At 61.1% G+C, this 15,631-nt stretch carries 14 protein-coding genes; 2 read left to right on the top strand and 12 right to left on the bottom strand.

Features of this window, described 5'->3' with window-relative positions; translation table 11 throughout:
- Nucleotides 1-3 precede the first annotated feature (3 nt).
- The 5 genes from NKJ64_RS10390 to NKJ64_RS10370 all read right to left on the bottom strand — a co-directional run bounded on the left by NKJ64_RS10390 (nt 4) and on the right by NKJ64_RS10370 (nt 6,058).
- Nucleotides 4-1,008: an ABC transporter permease gene (locus tag NKJ64_RS10390; RefSeq protein ID WP_023682465.1), complete on the bottom strand. Its 1,005-nt coding sequence runs from the start codon at nt 1,006-1,008 to the stop codon at nt 4-6.
- Nucleotides 1,005-2,549, bottom strand: coding sequence for a sugar ABC transporter ATP-binding protein (locus NKJ64_RS10385; protein WP_023830072.1), 1,545 nt, complete (start codon nt 2,547-2,549; stop codon nt 1,005-1,007). The genes NKJ64_RS10390 and NKJ64_RS10385 overlap by 4 nt, the downstream gene beginning before the upstream one ends.
- A gap of 60 nt (nt 2,550-2,609) precedes the next feature.
- A complete protein-coding gene (locus NKJ64_RS10380) occupies nt 2,610-3,590 on the bottom strand; it encodes an ABC transporter substrate-binding protein (RefSeq protein WP_023672664.1) in 981 nt (326 codons plus the stop codon).
- 102 nt (nt 3,591-3,692) lie between these two features.
- Nucleotides 3,693-5,312, bottom strand: coding sequence for a GMC family oxidoreductase (locus NKJ64_RS10375; protein WP_023672663.1), 1,620 nt, complete (start codon nt 5,310-5,312; stop codon nt 3,693-3,695).
- Complete coding sequence (locus NKJ64_RS10370) at nt 5,309-6,058, bottom strand: FCD domain-containing protein (protein WP_023682469.1); 750 nt, start codon at nt 6,056-6,058, stop codon at nt 5,309-5,311. Before NKJ64_RS10370 ends, NKJ64_RS10375 begins: the two co-directional genes overlap by 4 nt.
- Before the next feature lie 187 nt (nt 6,059-6,245).
- Between NKJ64_RS10370 and NKJ64_RS10365 the strand changes: the two genes are divergently transcribed.
- Nucleotides 6,246-7,340 carry a mandelate racemase/muconate lactonizing enzyme family protein gene (locus tag NKJ64_RS10365; protein ID WP_352462488.1) on the top strand — a complete coding sequence of 365 codons (1,095 nt, stop codon included), beginning with the start codon at nt 6,246-6,248 and terminating at the stop codon, nt 7,338-7,340.
- A gap of 292 nt (nt 7,341-7,632) precedes the next feature.
- Nucleotides 7,633-8,205, top strand: a complete 573-nt coding sequence (locus tag NKJ64_RS10360; protein ID WP_196814988.1) for a hypothetical protein — start codon at nt 7,633-7,635, stop codon at nt 8,203-8,205.
- Nucleotides 8,206-8,662: 457 nt separating this feature from the next.
- Here the strand turns inward: NKJ64_RS10360 and NKJ64_RS10355 are convergent, their stop codons facing one another.
- From NKJ64_RS10355 to NKJ64_RS10320, 7 genes are all read right to left on the bottom strand, one after another.
- Nucleotides 8,663-9,400, bottom strand: a complete 738-nt coding sequence (locus tag NKJ64_RS10355; protein ID WP_245265786.1) for an SDR family oxidoreductase — start codon at nt 9,398-9,400, stop codon at nt 8,663-8,665.
- Nucleotides 9,401-9,470: 70 nt separating this feature from the next.
- Entirely contained in the window at nt 9,471-9,968 is a 498-nt protein-coding gene (locus NKJ64_RS10350; RefSeq protein WP_352462513.1) for a 2,4'-dihydroxyacetophenone dioxygenase family protein, read from the bottom strand.
- A gap of 203 nt (nt 9,969-10,171) precedes the next feature.
- Nucleotides 10,172-10,840: an NADH dehydrogenase ubiquinone Fe-S protein 4 gene (locus NKJ64_RS10345; RefSeq protein WP_352462486.1), complete on the bottom strand. Its 669-nt coding sequence runs from the start codon at nt 10,838-10,840 to the stop codon at nt 10,172-10,174.
- 169 nt (nt 10,841-11,009) lie between these two features.
- On the bottom strand, nt 11,010-11,519 hold the full coding sequence (locus NKJ64_RS10340; RefSeq protein ID WP_023696160.1) for an Hsp20/alpha crystallin family protein: 510 nt from the start codon (nt 11,517-11,519) through the stop codon (nt 11,010-11,012).
- 46 nt (nt 11,520-11,565) lie between these two features.
- Complete coding sequence (locus tag NKJ64_RS10335) at nt 11,566-12,069, bottom strand: Hsp20 family protein (RefSeq protein WP_023755306.1); 504 nt, start codon at nt 12,067-12,069, stop codon at nt 11,566-11,568.
- A gap of 1,656 nt (nt 12,070-13,725) precedes the next feature.
- A complete protein-coding gene (locus tag NKJ64_RS10325; protein ID WP_352462484.1) occupies nt 13,726-14,667 on the bottom strand; it encodes a type II secretion system F family protein in 942 nt (313 codons plus the stop codon).
- A gap of 9 nt (nt 14,668-14,676) precedes the next feature.
- Nucleotides 14,677-15,630 (bottom strand): type II secretion system F family protein, encoded by a 954-nt coding sequence (locus tag NKJ64_RS10320; RefSeq protein ID WP_023755304.1) that lies wholly within the window; start codon nt 15,628-15,630, stop codon nt 14,677-14,679.
- Nucleotide 15,631: the final 1 nt, after the last annotated feature.

Here is a 15,631-nt window from a genome sequence, read left to right as displayed (position 1 = left end):
GGATTACACCCGGTGTTGCTGCTGCAGCCAGACGGCGAATGCGATGATGCCGGCCTTGACGACGAGCGCAGCGGCGTCGGGCACGCCATTGGCGAGCAGCGTGTAGCGCACCAACTGGATGGTCAGTGCGCCCAGCAGGGTGCCGATGATTGTGGCCTTTCCGCCACTCAACAGCGTGCCGCCCACCGCGACCGCCGCGATGGCGTCGAGTTCCATGCCCAGCCCCACGAGATTGGCGTCGCTGGAGGAGTTGATCGCAATGACGACGAGACCGGCTAGCCCCGCGCACAGGCCGCTGATCGCATAGACAGCGAGCTTGATCCTCGATACGGCGATGCCGGCGAGTTCAGAGGCCTTTTCATTGCCGCCGACCGCCAGGATGCTTCGCCCGAACACCGTGCGGTGAAGGGCCCAAGCGGCCGCCGCAACCAGCACGGCCATGATGATGACCTGCGCGGGAATGCCGAGCGGGCGGGCAAGTCCGATCCACTGGAATTGCGGCACGCGGAAGGTCTGCAGATTGCCGTTGGTCATGACCTGCGCGATCCCGCGCCCGGCGATGAACAGCACGAGCGTTGCGACGATCGGTTGGATGCGGAAACGCGAGACCAACCAGCCGTTGAACAGCCCGAACAGGCCGGCGACGAGGATCGAGGCAATCATCGCGACGGCTACCGCCAGATAGATGTTTCCGACCGGGAAGATCGTGCCCATGAAGATCATCGGCGCCAATGCGCCGGAGATCGCCATCAGCGAACCAACCGACAGGTCGATGCCGCCGGTGGCGATCACCAGGGTCATCCCCACCGCGACGATCACAATCGTGCAGACCTGGGTTAGGTTGACGTTGAGTGTCTGCAGCGTCGCGAAATTGCGCGTATAGGCAAGGTTGAAGACCACCAGCAGCACAAGCGCGATCACCGTGCCGTAGCGCGCCAGGAAACCGAACACATCAAAGCGGCGGTTTCCAGCGTCGTTGGCTGCGGATGGTGTGGCCAGATCGCTCACGCTGCCTCCTTCGCCGCGCCGCCATGCGCCATCGCCGCGAGCACGTCCTCCTCGTCGGCTGCCTGGCCTTCCAGTTCGGCCACCCTCACTCCTTCGCGCAGCACGAATATGCGGTCGGCTCCTTCCATCACTTCCTCGAGTTCCGAGGAGATCATCAGCACGCCGAGCCCGTCATCGGCAAGCTTGCGGATGAGGCGCTGGATCTCGGCCTTGGCCCCGACATCGATGCCGCGCGTCGGCTCATCGAGAATGAGCAGCTTCGGGTTCATTGCCAGCCAGCGGGCAAGCAGCACCTTTTGCTGGTTGCCGCCCGACAACTCGCGGACCTTCTGGTTAGGCCCCGAGCATTTGATGTCGAGTTCACGAATGAAGCGCTCGACGATCTCCTTCTGCCGGGCCTCGTTCAGGATGCCATTGCGGCTGATTTTCGGCAGCAGTGCCAGTGTTATGTTCTCCGCGACGGTCATTTCCGGCACGATGCCCTCGGCCTTGCGGTCCTCAGTGCAGAAGCCCATCCCTGCGGCGATGGCATCGGCGGCACGTGCGGGATGGTAGGACGCGCCCTCCATCGTCATCTCGCCTGCGCTCCGGCGGTCGGCGCCGAATACGAGGCGGGCTGTTTCGGTGCGGCCGGCGCCGAGCAAGCCGGCAAAGCCGGCGATCTCGCCGCGGCGCAGGTCGAAGCTCACGTCACGCACCAACTGGCCGGCCGCCAGCCCTTGCGCGGTAAACAGCACATCACCGATCGTCGACCGATCGCGCTCGCCGAACGCGGTTGCGTGGCCTTCGACGGCTGCGACGTCGCGGCCGAGCATGGCCGCGACCAGCTCCAGCTTGCCGATGTCGCTCATCGCCGCGCTTCGCACCGTGCGGCCGTCACGCATGATCGTGACCCGGTCGCAGACCTCGTACAACTCGTCGAGCTTGTGGCTGACGAACAGAACGGAGACGCCGTCGGCCTTGAGCTGACGGATAACGCTGAACAAGACCGAGACTTCACGCTCGTCCAGCGAGGAGGTCGGCTCATCCATGATCACGAGGCGGGCGGAAAAGCCGATGGCTCGGGCGATCGCCACCATCTGCTGCGTGGCGGTGTTGAAATCGCTGAGCGGGCGGCGCACGTCGATGCCGATCGAGAAGCGGCTGAGCAGGCGCCCGGCTTCCGCATGCATCGCGCTCCAGTCGAGCAGGCCGCGGCGGCGCTTCTCGCGTCCAAGGCAGATGTTCTCGGTCACCGAGCGCAGCGGTACGAGATTGATCTCCTGGTAGATGGTGCTGATGCCGCTGACCTGCGCCTGATGCGGAGACCCAACTTCGAACGGCTTCCGTTCGAACAGCACCTGCCCCGCATCCCGGCGGTAATAGCCGGTGAGCACCTTGATAAGTGTCGATTTGCCCGCACCGTTCTGGCCGATGAGTGCGTGGATCTCGCCCGGAAGAACCTGGAGCGAGGCATCGGCCAGGGCAGGGATGCCGGCAAAACGCTTCTGGATGTCACGCATGTCCAGGAGCAGCGCGGCTTGGTCCGGCTGAGCGGTCATCGTCAAACTCCCAAACCCTACCCGCCGGAGCGGGTAAGGCAGCTGGAAAGAGAGTGGATATCAGAACGCAATATCGAAGTCTTTCTTCGCGTTCGTGGCGTCGAAGAAGGCATCCTCGTTCTTGATGAACGGCGGGATCTTCTTGCCGGCCGCATAGTCGGCCATCGTAGCGAAGGCCTTCGGCCCGAACAGCGGGCTGCAAGCGCAGATAGCGCCGATCTTGCCGTCAATGATCGCCTGGACGCCTTCCTTCTCGCCGTCGATCGACAAGATCAGCACATCCTTGCCCGGGGTCTTGCCGGCTGCTTCCAAAGCGGCGATGGCGCCCAGCGCCATCTCATCATTGTGCGCGTAGATGATATCCGCATCAGGGTGCGCCTGAAGCAGCGTCTCGGCGACCTGCCGGCCCTTGTCACGAGCGAAGTCGCCGGACTGCGATGCCAGGATGGTGAACTGCGAGTGCTTGGCGATGAAATCGTCGAAGCCTTTCTTGCGGTCGGTAGCGGCCGAGGCTCCGGTCGTGCCTTCCAGCTCGATGATTTTCGACTTGCCATTGGCGTTCTTGACCAGCCATTCGCCGACGCGGGTCGCCTCCTCGATGAAATCCGAACCGATGAAGCAGACATAATCCTCGCCCGGCTTGGCCATGGTGTGATCAACGTCGCGGTCGACCAGAAACACCGGTATGCCGGCATCGCGCGCGGCAAGAATGACCGGCACCAGGGGCTTGTCTTCGCGGGGCGGCAGGAAGATTGCGTCGACGCCCTGCGCGATCATCGAGTTCACGTCGGAGGCCTGCTTGGCCGACGAACCGGCGGCATCCGTGTAGACCAGCTGATGGCCGAGCTTGGCGGCTTCGTCCTGCATGCTCTTGGTCTCGGCAAGGCGCCACGGATTGTTGCTTTCCGTCTGGGCGAAACCGACCTTGTACTTGTCCTTCTTGGCGAGTGGCGGGAGCGCCGCGAAGGCGCGTGAGCCGAGTGTCAGCGCGACCGCGCCGGCGGCGGAGCCAACCAGTAGTTTTCGACGGGTAATGATCATGCTCTTTCCTCCTTTATTGTCGCTTTCAGCGACTGTGTAATTTCCTCACGATATCGGCCCAGACGGCTTCGGCGAGACGCCGTCGGCAAGCTGGATCCGGCGCTATGCCGCCTCCAAAATAAAGTCGGCGCAGCGGTCGCCCAGCATCATGGCGGGCGCCGCCGTATTGCCGGCATTGATGTTGGGGCAGGCCGACATGTCGGCAACCCGCAGATTGTCTATTCCGCGCACGCGCAGCGCCGCGTCCAGCACCGCCATCCGGTCGCTGTCCGAGCCCATCCGGCATGTCCCGGCCGGATGGTAGTTGGTCTTCACAAAGCGCTTGCAATGCTTTGTCATGGCTTCGTCGCTGAGATCATCCTGGCTTGGCACGGCAATGGCCTTGACCCGATCGGCGAGCGGCTTGGTCTGAAAAACCTGCAGGAAATAACGCTGGCCGGAGATCATTTCCCTCATGTCGTCGGGATGTTTCAGGAGGTTCGGCGAAACGATCGGCATGTCCTTCGGATCCGCCGAACGCAGCCTCACGAAACCGCGCGACTTTGGCTTCACCACCACTGTCGTCACGGTAAGCCCATAGGTGTTCTCGACCAAGGTCAGGATATCGCGGTCCAGATAGACGTGCGGTACGCAGAAGGCCTGGATCGTCGGTTCGCCCTCGGGATCGGCCGGATTGACGAAGGCTCCGGCCTCCACCCCCGCTGACAGGATCGTGCCGGTGCCGAAGAGCTTGAAATGCAGGCCGTTCCTGATCATCCGCCAGCCTTGGCCCTGCCTGAAATAGCCGTATGGGCCGTTTGCGGTGGCGATGATCGGCACCTCCGGATGGTCGATCAGGTTTTCGCCGACCCCGGGCAGGTCGGCGACGCAGGAAATGCCGTGCCCGGCAAGCGCCTCGGCGGGGCCGATGCCGGACAGCATGAGCAGTTTCGGCGAGACGAGGGCACCGGACGAGACGATCACGTCGGCATCTGCATGGACGGTATGCTCGGCGCCCGACGCATCCGAATAGACGACGCCGGTGACCCGACCGTTTTCGATCAGCAGCCGGCTGACTGTGCAATTGAGTTTCAGCGTCAGCTTGGGATCATTCGTCAGCGGCTCGATGAAGGCATAGGCGGCGCTGCTGCGCTTTCCCCGCCGGTTCATGAACTGGTAGAAGCCGACCCCGCGCTGCGACGGTCCGTTGAAGTCATGGTTGTACGGCAATCCAAGGCCTTGGACGGCCTGGACGAACCAACGGGAAACATCATCGATGTGGCCTGGATCCGAGACCAGCAGCGGACCTTCGCTGCCATGCAGTTCGCCGCCGAGGCGGTTGTTTCCCTCCATGCCGGTGAAATGCGGCAGCACCGCCTGCCAGTTCCAGCGCACGCCGGCATTGTTGCCGCGCAGCAGTTCGTCCCACTCCTCATAATCGGCCGAGCGGCCTCGCATGTAGACCTGGGCGTTGACCGAGGTGCCGCCGCCCAGCACGTTGCCTTGCGAGATTTCATGGACGCGGCCGTCGAGATGGGCCTGCGGCTCGGTGCGGTGATAGCGCATGAATTTCGAGCCGTTGATCATCTTGAAGATGCCGGGCGGCATGTCGAGCAAGGGATGATGATGGGAATGGCCGGCCTCCAGCAGCAGGGTTCGCCGTCCCGCTTTGACAAGCCTTGCCGCCGCGACGCAGCCGGCTGCTCCGCCGCCCACCACGATATGGTCGTAGGACTGCGTCATGCTTCCGGCGCCTCACGGCTTTCGAATGTACCGCGGACATACTCCCAGGCCGCCGAGAGGTGGTTGAGCAGCGCCCGCTCGGCGCCGTCAGGATCTCGCTCAATGATGGCCGTGCAGATTTCACGATGGCTGAGGAAATTCACGCGGTTGCGCTCGGGCGACCGTGGCATGCGCATCCAATGCGGCGACAGCCATGCGGTAAATGCCTTGTGCACGACAGGCAGCACCGGGTTGCGCGCGATGTCATAGAGCGCTGCGTGGAACGCCACGTCCGTCGCATAGAATTTCTCGGAATCCGGGATGGCCGCCTCGTTCATCGCCAGCGCCGCCCTCAGGGCTGTGACGTCATCCTTGCGGGCATGGATGGCGGCGTTGCGCGCCAGCGACGCCTCGAGGAAGACGCGCATGTCGTAGAGGTTCTTCACGCCCGCCTGGTCGCTCAGCAGATGTCCTACAATGCCGTCGAGGGCGCCGAGCGCGGCATCCAGGCCAGGCCGGCGCGCCACGGGCCGGAACCGCGGACGCGCTTCCACCAGGCCGCGGCTGGCCAGGCGCGCAATCGCCTCACGCACAACGCCCCGGCCGACACCATACTCGATCATCAGTTCGCGCTCGGCCGGCAGGTAGCTGCCGTCGCCAAGCCTTCCGGACGTGATGTCGGCCTCTATGCCGGCCACCATCGCGTCGGCCGCGCGGGCGGCGAGAATAGCCGCGGGCATCTCAGGACGCTCTTCCGTATCCAGCAAGCCTTTTCCTCCCAGATGGTCCTGTTATTAGAAGGTAAATCGGACCAAAGCACAAGCGGTTTGATGCTTTTGTAGGACCAAAAATGACAGACTGGCTTCAGAATCGCTGAAAGATCAACCACATTGTTGCTAGTCAGCGCTGCCGGTGCAATTATGGTCCGATGAAAAAACCTGAATGGAGCGCAGCATGAGCCGCACCGAAATCAAGGAAGTCGAGACCCGGCTGTTCCGGGTCCCACTGCGTGAGGTGATGACCGATGCCAAGCACGGCGCGCACACGCATTTCGAGCTGGTCACCGTCACGCTGAGGCTTGCCGACGGCACCGAGGGCACAGGCTACACCTACACCGGCGGCAGGGGCGGCTATGCGATCAAGGCAATGATCGATCACGACCTCGCGCCGTTCCTCAAGGCTCGCGACACGACGCAGATCGACACGATTTACGACGGCATGCTCTGGCACATCCACTATGTCGGGCGCGGCGGCATCGCTTCTTTCGCGATTTCGGCGATCGACATCGCGTTGTGGGACCTCAAGGGCCGGCGTAGCGGCCTGCCGCTTTGGCAGATGGCGGGCGGGGCCGGGAAGAGCGCCAAGGCCTATCGCGGCGGCATCGACCTAAACTTTACCCTCGATCAGCTTTTGGCCAGCATCGATTCCTATCTCAATGGCGGCTTCACCGGGGTGAAGATCAAGGTCGGCAAGGACGACCTGGCCGAGGATGTGGCCCGGGTGAAGGCAGTTCGCGAGCGCATAGGACCTCATGTCACCTTTATGGTTGACGCTAACTACGCGCTCGACGTCCCGCGAGCGATCGAGGCAGCGAGAGCATTCGCCGCCTACGATCTGCTGTGGTTCGAGGAGCCCATCATACCCGACGACTATGAGGGTTACGCCAGCATTGCCAAGGCGACCGGAATGCCCCTGGCAATGGGAGAAAACCTGCATGTCATCGAGGAGTTCGAGCATGCCTTCGCTTGGTCGAATCTCAGCTACATCCAACCCGACGCCTCCAACTGCGGCGGGGTCACAGGCTGGCTGCGCGTGGCAGCGCTCTCACGCAAGGCTGGCACTCCGGTCTGCAGTCACGGGATGCAGGAACTTCATGTCAGTCTCGTTGCAGGTCAGACAAATGCCGGCTGGGTGGAGGCGCATAGTTTCGATATTGACCTTTACACCACCGAGCCGCTTAGGCTTCAGGATGGTTTGGCGATAGCACCCGACGAGCCTGGAGTGGGCGTTGTCTTCGACTGGCGCAAATTGGCGGATTTTCGCCAATAGCGCCCCCTGAACGGCGGCACGGCCGCATGCATTTTGTCCGGATCCTGATTCCTCGTTCCGGCAACGCGGAGAGCCCTTCGACAGGAAGACTTCGACCGTCTGAAGAACGAATTCGCCGCCGCCGCAGCCAGCGGGCATACCGCTTATCGGATGCCACACTTACATTTGTAATTGCAGCGACGCTTCACCGGCTTTAACTCACGCGATCATAGCAGCGACACGACAAATGCAGGCGGCCGCCCGAACACCGGCAGAAGCTGCAAGCATTGGGTGCGCCTGCAGGGAGGCGGCGATGGTTGCAACGCGTACGGACACTGCGCATGCGGTTATGGAGGACTTCATTCTATCGCGGCACCGCTCACTGGTCCGCGAAGTTGGATTTTACGAGGCTATGAGTCAAACCCGACAAGCGATCGCCGCATCGCGCGAGGTGCTGAGGCGCTTTCGCGAACGTCAGGGCGACGACACTGCTCGAGCAAAGAATGCAGACCGTGGTCCTGTCGCCGTGTCAGCCTTCGATGCCGACATCATACGCGCTGCATGCCGAGATCTGATCGCGGAGATGAACGTGCCCGAGTGTCAATGGCGCGAGCTGGCGCGAAGTCTGGTGCGCGAATTCGTGGCCTGCGAGGAGACCGAAGCCGGTTTGGTGGATTGGATCGTCCGCCGGCCAGCGATGACGAAGACGGACGAGGCCGGCCGACCGGAGCCAGCCGGCGAGGCGGCGAATGAGCCAGGAGTCAGTCGACCGCAATCAACGCGAGCAAGCAGATCTCCCGGCGACTTGTTGCGCCGAACTGCGGTGGTCCCAGGATCGGAAACATTGGCGAGCGGCTTGGACACATCTGATCCTCCTCGTTTTTAGGCGTCCGGCCCCGTGTCCGCATTGGGAGACGAATGCGTCCAGCCGACTGTCTAAGGCAGACGGCGACGGCCATGTCGCGTTGCTCCCGGCCTTCGCTCACAAAGGAGCCCAAGCCGGATGCCAACCAGGCTGCATTAGGCCAATGGGAACAATTTGCGCGGGCCGAGCTTGGGCTAGCGTCGTACAGAGGTGCAACTATGCAAGATAATTTTGACCGAGCTTCATCCGTCGCGGAGGTTGCGGAATCATTCGTGAGATCCCGGAGGCCGTTCTCTGTCGTATCGACCCGGGATGCGGTCACGATTGTCAGGAAACAGGCAGCTTTTTGCGAGCATACGGATGGCGAGCTTGCGGAGTTGGTGGCGGCAATTGCGGTCAGGCATGGTCGATTGGTCGCGTTCGATCTTGATCTCGACGACACAGGCTTGGAGATCGGTCGCGCAGCATAGCCAACGCCTCACGCAATGAGATAGCCACCGTCAACCGGCAAAATTGCCCCAGTGATGAACCCCGCGAGCGGCGAACACAAGAACAAGGCGGGGCCAGTCAGGTCGCCCGGCGTACCCCAGCGACCCATCGGAGTGCGTTTCATCAATTCCGCGTTGCGAGCTGGATCGGCCCGTGGCGCGGCGGTCATGGCGGTCTCGATCCAGCCAGGCGCCAATGCGTTTACGCGAATGCCATCCCCGGCATAGGCGATCGCAAGTGACTTGGTAAGTTGCACGACCGCGCCCTTGGATGCGGCGTAAGCCGGCGCATGAGCCGCGCCAAAAAACGCGAACATCGAGGCGATGTTGACGATGGCGCCCCCGTTCGAGAGTGCCCCTCGGAACGCGCTCGCACTCCGCATGGAGCCGGTGAGATTGATATCGACCACCGTTTCGAAACCCTGGACAGTGAATTCGGCGGCGCGCAGGTTTACCCCTGCGCAATTTACGAGCGCTGCAACGGATGTGAACTGACTGGAATATCCTTCGACCGCAGTCATGTCCCGGACGTCGAGTACTGAATACGAGACGGGGGTGCCGTATGCACGAGCGGCCGCTACCTCGGCGGCCGTGGCCCCCGTCGCGTGGACGATTGCCCCGGCCCCGGCGAACGCCATGGCGATGCCGTTTCCGATGCCTGTCGTGCCTCCGGTAATGACGACGGTCTTGCCCGCGAAGAAGGGCATGGCCCATATGGAATCGGTCACCAAGATCTCCTCGTTTCGCCTCTGTGGCGGAGCGCGAACTCATCGGCGCGGAAGACAAACGGGCGGATGTCTACCGCACGAACTGATCGACGAAATCCTTACCGAGACCCACGCTCGCATAATGATTTCTGCACATGTCGATCTTGGTGAAAACGTCCTCGAAACCAATCTGCTTGTTATCCTTGTCCAGGTAAACCATGCAGCCGGAAATGTTGAAGAAGGTGATCATCTCGGGCACGTCGCTTGGAACCGTGAGCGTGTGGATTTCACCGGGCGGCTCGAAAACGTAAGATCCGGTCTCTGCCACCCAGTCGTGTTCAAGATAGTGCCAACGCCCCTTGATCACATAGCCATGCACGGGGGCCGGATGCAGATGACGGCTTAATATCCCGGCCCGGCGTACGCGGAGCAGATTGCACCACTGGCCTTGCGTTGTGTTGAGCATAAGTGGTCGGAACCACACGCCCTTAGCCTGTGGGACCCAGACACGCTCGTCTTCGGGGACGGCCGCGATCGCGATCTCTTTCGGTGCCAGGGGATGGGCGGAGCCGTTGAAGGATTGATACATAGGAACCTCTGTCGCCAATTCATTGGGGTCCATATCAGCGCGATCCTAACAACTGGGCCGAGTTCTGCCGAGGCGCAATCGGGCGCCCACGCATTGGGAAAGTTGTCGGCGCGCGCCCGCCCGCTGCCGCGACCGCAAGCGGGAAGGGTTTCGGGATGGTCCGTTGGGCGTCGAAGACGATCAGTGGGTTCCTTCTTGCCTTATCATGCGGCTATCCGGGAGTGCAACGGGCTGGTCCTGGTCTGGAAGCCCCGGTTTCGGACTTCCAAGGCCAGCAGAGCGAGTTCGACCTCGTCCAATCGCGACGGGCGTGCATTTTCCGGCATGCCTTCGGCGGTGGCCAGGTCGATCAGATACTCGTTCCAGGCCCAGTTCTTGAGCACGGCGCGTTTCTCGTCGGGTGCGAGCACCGGGTCGTCCACGACCTCCATCGGAGAGGCGTAGAATGTCTCGGGCTCCGAAAGCGCCGTCTGTATGTGCGCTGCCTGTGCACCGGCGCCATAGCCGTGACTTGCCTGGAGCCAAGCCAATCGCAGCCGCTGCCAAACCAGGTCGGAAAAGGCCTGTTTCTCCTCCGATACATGCTGTCTCCTGATCTTGGCCGGGGAAGCAGGAGGTGCCGCCTGCACCACGTAATTGAGGCCTTGACGCTCGGCATAACGGATCGCCGCTTCCAGCGTCGGAAAGTTCAGTTCAACCTGGGTCAGGGTGTCCCCGCCACCCGTGTAGCCCATCAGCGGCTCGATGAACGGGGCTGTGCGGCGTTCGAAGACCAATCGCCAGTCCCTGTGGGGCTTTGCCGAGGTCATGGCCGAGCGGCAGGGCTGGTAGATCCGCGCCGTTGCGCCGTCCGGAAACACTGACCGTCCCATTGACAAAGCCGGCCCGTCTAGACGAGGCCGATTGTCATTGTCCGGCCGGACGGACGTCTTGGTTAGGTTTCTGTTGTCGCTGCTTTGAACTGTCTCCATTGCCTGTCCCTCCCGTTATGAAGGGTCGCACGGGCAGCGGCCGTAAGGGCCGCCACCCATACTGCATCCGTCAGTTCTTCCCGTTGATTGCGATCCGCTTGGCCTTCGCCTGCGCCCGCTCGGTCTTGGGCAACGTCACGGTCAGCACCCCGTTCTTGAAGGCGGCGTTGACCTTGTCTTCTTCAACCTCGTAGCCGAGCGGAATGAGGCGCTCGAAGCGGCCGTAGAAGCGCTCGGAGAACTGCCGGTCCTTGTCCTCGGTCTCGGAACGCTTCTCGCCTTTAAGCTTGAGCGCCCCATTTTCCAGCAGGACTTCTATGTCGCTCTCGTCCAGGCCAGGTATTTCCGCCGTGACGCGGACTTCCTTGTCCGTGTCGGAGATTTCGACACTCGGCCAACTGGCGGCGAAAGAGGGACCGAAGGCCGGCAGTCTGGCGCCAAAGCTGCGGAAGGCGTCATCGAACAGCCGGTTTACCTCCCGGTGGAGGGAGACGAAGGGGTCTCGATCTCCGTCGGGGAAGAGACTGGGCGCCGAGTTTCCGTTGCCCCGGCCCCATGGGATCAAGTCACGTACGCTCATTGTCTTTCTCCTTTTGTAGGTCTCTGAGTCGGGCGGGACGCCCGGCTCAAGCGAAAGCCTTCATGGTGGATTGCTCAGGCGCCAGCTTGTCGGTCTCGACCTTGGGCGCCTCGATCTTCGGCATGGGAGCCCCGCTGGAGATTTCGATCTTGCGCGGTTTCATCTCCTGGGGAACCTCGCGCTTGAGATCGATGCTCAGCAGTCCGTTCTCAAGGCTGGCGCCCTCGACTTTGACATGATCGGCCAGTTCGAACCGACGCTCGAAAGCGCGCCCGTTGATGCCGCGGTACAGATACCGGCCGTTCTCATCGCCGGATTGCGACCCGCTCACAACCAGCATGTTGGGCTGGTGGGTGACGGTCAGCTGGTCCTGCGAGAAACCGGCGACCGCCATCGTGATGCGATACTGATCATCATCAACCTTGGCGATATCGTAGGGCGGCCAGTTGTCGAACGAGGCCACACGGCTCGCACTTTCAAGCATGTCGACCATGCGGTCGAAGCCGATGCTGGACCGGTATAGAGGGGTAAAATCGAGGTTTGTCTTCATAGCCACATCCTCCTTGAGCAACATGGACAACAGAAGGCGCCAAGAGCCTTGCCGCCTCCTGGTGTTGCCGGCCCCATTGGGCGGCCGGCGACCATCATTTAGAATCGCGACGTGCACCTTCAAGAGGAAGAATAGGAAAATTTTCATCGGCAATCTGGGCGAACGCACCGATGCCACACCCCTCCCGCCGGCGGGGTCACTCGCCGACGGGTCCATGGTGTCAAGAACAACTACGTCGCCCTTAAATCCGATCGACGAATGGTACGAACGCGGCCACTGCCGCGCTGTCACTGCAGTCAGGACCGGCACGCTCATCCGATTGATCCAACTGTTGCAACGCATCCATGATCGTGTCGAAGCTGACCGGTTCACCCGCTCCCGGCTGCATGCGAAGCGCTGGCACGGATTCTACGGCGCAGGCATCCGACGCCCATGACGAAAGAATGGCGCGCTACTCCTGAACAGCCAGGGCAACGTCGGCCAAAACGTCGTGGGGATGTTTGAAATGCCGCGCCGGATGCAGCAAGCGGTCCAGAAAACGTCGGGGGCCACGGGTTCAATCGATGCAAAATAGGTCGAAATGGGTCCTTCCATGGATGGTCCTCCGCTTCAGACAATCTCATGCGTGTTTGGCGGCTCTCGCCAGCGGCTGTCGATCACGACCAGGCAGATCATCCAGGAACGACGCTCAACGACTTTCCCTAGTCGATACCGAGACTCATCGTCCGGCACCCTGGGCGGCTCGATCACGACCGAAGCGAACGAGCCGTTCGCGATCGAGGGTGGCGATGCTGCACTTCCCCAGATGTTCGGAGCATAGCGAGGGCTGCGGCCTTGGAGCGGCGAGGGGACTTGCCTACATCGCACATGTCGTCGATATGGAGGTCGATGAGTTCGCCGAAGGCTTCAGGCGCGCTAACAGGGCTTTGTCGGCGTCTCACTGCGATCGACTTGGTGTCGGTGCCCCGGCGCCGCGCATCCTCGCGTTGCAGGAAGGTCTCGCTGACGCAGCGTGTGCGGCAGGTTCTAAGGTTCTGATGTTAAACAGATGCTGAAAAATCAAGAGCATAGACTGGCCATTGCACCGATGATGGATGGGATAGATGATGAGTAATATCAGATAGCTGCATGATACCGTGTGCAAAAATCGCACACGTAAGTTCTGCTTCTCTTCTTTTTCGTTCCCACGACGGCGGCGCCGACTGCCCTTTTCGGACGCCCTTCTTCCCGACGACATTGACCGTTCCAATCCGGATGTTCGCCGGGATATCCGTGAACCTCATTCTCCGATGCGGCGTCCAATTTTTCTGCGGTTCATGGAAGCTGTTCGAACTTTCTGGGTCGCACCTCAGCCCGAATTACTGGGGCTCCTGGACGAAGCGGGAAGGAGATTCGGCTTCCGGCAGTTTGGCGGGCGTCGAGTGTAGACGGCCGCTTTGCGCCTCATATCGCCACAGGACGGCAACTTGCACCCGGCCGGAGACGGACCTACGCCCGGGAATCGCGGTTTGATTTGGCGTGACTTGGGCCCGCGTCCTATTTATTGGCGCTTGTTTCAGCCCGACTCCATGGGCTTTTCACGGATATCGTTGACGCGCGTACGCCACGGTGGCGGGATGAGCGGGTTGCTCTACCTCGACGGATCTGAGTTGCGCGCTACCCGGGCGTCATCGACTTCAGCATCGAAGCGACGCGCATGATTATCGGCATCAGTACGATTATCAGGCTCAGCGGAAACAGACATGTGGCCAGCGGAAAGAGCATCTTGATAGGCAGGGCATTGGCCTTTTCCTCGGCGCGCAGGATTCGCATCTGACGCATTTCCTTGCTGTAGACGCGAAGGCTCTTTGTGACACTGGAGCCAAGTTCTTCCGACTGTCGAAATAACACGGCAAGCGACCTGGCCTCGTCGATGCGCAGGCGGGTCGCCAGGTTGGTCAATGCATCGCGTATGCGCCGGCCGCCGCGAACTTCAAGCATCATTATGGATAGGTGCAGCCCGAAGTCGGGCCGGGTCGACATGAACTCACGCGCGACACGATCGGCCGCCGCTTCGACGCTCAGGCCGGCGTCGACGCAAACGATCAACATATCCATGAAATCAGGAAAGATCCTGCGATAGGCTTTCTCCTTGGCAACTCCCATGCGTTCGAGCACGATGCCGTGGATGAAGAAAACAAGGCCCCCGCACAACATGGATATCAGGATCGCGAGCGGCCTGGAAACGCTGACCAAGTAGTGTTCGAAAACCAGAAATGTGCCAAGCAGCACCAGCACCGAGATCACGGCACGCGCGGTCTGAAATATCGTACTAGCCTGCGGTGAAAAGAACCCGGCTCGCAACAGGCGGTTCGGCAATGAATTCGAATTTGCGTCTTTCCGGACAACGTTGAAATAGTTTTTGACGAAGACGCCGTACCGGTCATCGGTTATTTCGGATGCAGTGCTGTAATAGGAACCGCCGACCGCGTCGCTGTCGCTCGCTGCATCTGTCAGCCTGGACGCCATTTCGCGTTGGCTCGCAATCCTTCCAACAATGACCGTCGAGAAAAGCAGAACACCGACGAAAGTGGCAAGGAGGATCAGTGTTTCGTTCATCTATCGCACTCAAAAATCGAAATTGACAAGTTTATAGAGAATAAAATTCCCGACAGCCATCACAGCGAAGGCCACCGCTAAAATAACGTTGCTATATCCACTTTCCCAGACAGGATCGAAATAGGTCGGCACGAGTGTGCTGATCATAAGATAGAGGCCGAAGGGAAATGCCGACATGATCAGGGCCGTTATCCTGCCTTCGGCGGACAGGGCCTTGACCTTGGCCCGAAGGATCGCTCGTTCGCGAACCACGTTCGCCAGGTTCTCCAGTATCTCGACAAAATTGCCGCCGGTTCCACGCTGGACGCTCATCGAGATCGCCAGAAGCTTCAGGTCCTCCGCTCCGACGCGCTCGATCATGTTGAGCATCGCATCGTTGAGATCGGTTCCGTAGGTGAGTTCGTCACTGAGCATGCCGAACTCCGTCCCTATGGGATCGGGCAATTCCCGCGAGACCAGGGCTATCGATATCGGCAATGGATGCCCGGCCGAAAGGCTCCGGGTCACCACGTCGAGTGTGCCTGGCAATTGGGTCGTGAACTTTCTTATCCGTTTCCCACGCACGCGTATCATGATGACAAGCGGCAGGGCGGCCAAAAAGAGGACCACCGAGATGAACCTCGGCAGTGTCGGAACACCTAGATAGCTCAGCACCAACCAGACCAGAACAGCGATCACCGGCGCATAGATCGCCAGCCTCATGACGTCCAGCTTCAGTCCGGATTGCGCGAACAACCGCCGCAGTCGGACCAGCGGTTTGAAGCCGCGGCGATCATAGTCAAGCGCCCTTTCGCGGACCATCCCCTTGAAGACGCCAAGACTGTCCTCGGTGCCTTGCAGAAGCTTGAGGCGGTAGTTCAGCGAACTGCTTCGCCGGAATTGGTTCGCGACAATCCCTGTGACTCTTTCGAACAGTATCAGGCCACCGATAAAAACTAATGCGTAGATGAGCATGAGGTCCATT

It is taken from the genome of Mesorhizobium sp. M0062 (genome assembly GCF_040323125.1).
GTDB lineage: Bacteria > Pseudomonadota > Alphaproteobacteria > Rhizobiales > Rhizobiaceae > Mesorhizobium.
This window is presented reverse-complemented; position numbering and strand designations above follow the sequence as displayed.

Coding starts and splice junctions, on each gene's coding strand:
- NKJ64_RS10385 (WP_023830072.1), bottom strand. CDS start 2,549: ATGACCGCTCAGCCGGACCAAGCCGCGCTGCTCCTGGACATGCGTGAC.
- NKJ64_RS10380 (WP_023672664.1), bottom strand. CDS start 3,590: ATGATCATTACCCGTCGAAAACTACTGGTTGGCTCCGCCGCCGGCGCG.
- NKJ64_RS10375 (WP_023672663.1), bottom strand. CDS start 5,312: ATGACGCAGTCCTACGACCATATCGTGGTGGGCGGCGGAGCAGCCGGC.
- NKJ64_RS10365 (WP_352462488.1), top strand. CDS start 6,246: ATGAGCCGCACCGAAATCAAGGAAGTCGAGACCCGGCTGTTCCGGGTC.
- NKJ64_RS10360 (WP_196814988.1), top strand. CDS start 7,633: ATGGTTGCAACGCGTACGGACACTGCGCATGCGGTTATGGAGGACTTC.
- NKJ64_RS10350 (WP_352462513.1), bottom strand. CDS start 9,968: ATGTATCAATCCTTCAACGGCTCCGCCCATCCCCTGGCACCGAAAGAG.
- NKJ64_RS10345 (WP_352462486.1), bottom strand. CDS start 10,840: ATGGGACGGTCAGTGTTTCCGGACGGCGCAACGGCGCGGATCTACCAG.
- NKJ64_RS10340 (WP_023696160.1), bottom strand. CDS start 11,519: ATGAGCGTACGTGACTTGATCCCATGGGGCCGGGGCAACGGAAACTCG.
- NKJ64_RS10335 (WP_023755306.1), bottom strand. CDS start 12,069: ATGAAGACAAACCTCGATTTTACCCCTCTATACCGGTCCAGCATCGGC.
- NKJ64_RS10325 (WP_352462484.1), bottom strand. CDS start 14,667: ATGAACGAAACACTGATCCTCCTTGCCACTTTCGTCGGTGTTCTGCTT.
- NKJ64_RS10320 (WP_023755304.1), bottom strand. CDS start 15,630: ATGGACCTCATGCTCATCTACGCATTAGTTTTTATCGGTGGCCTGATA.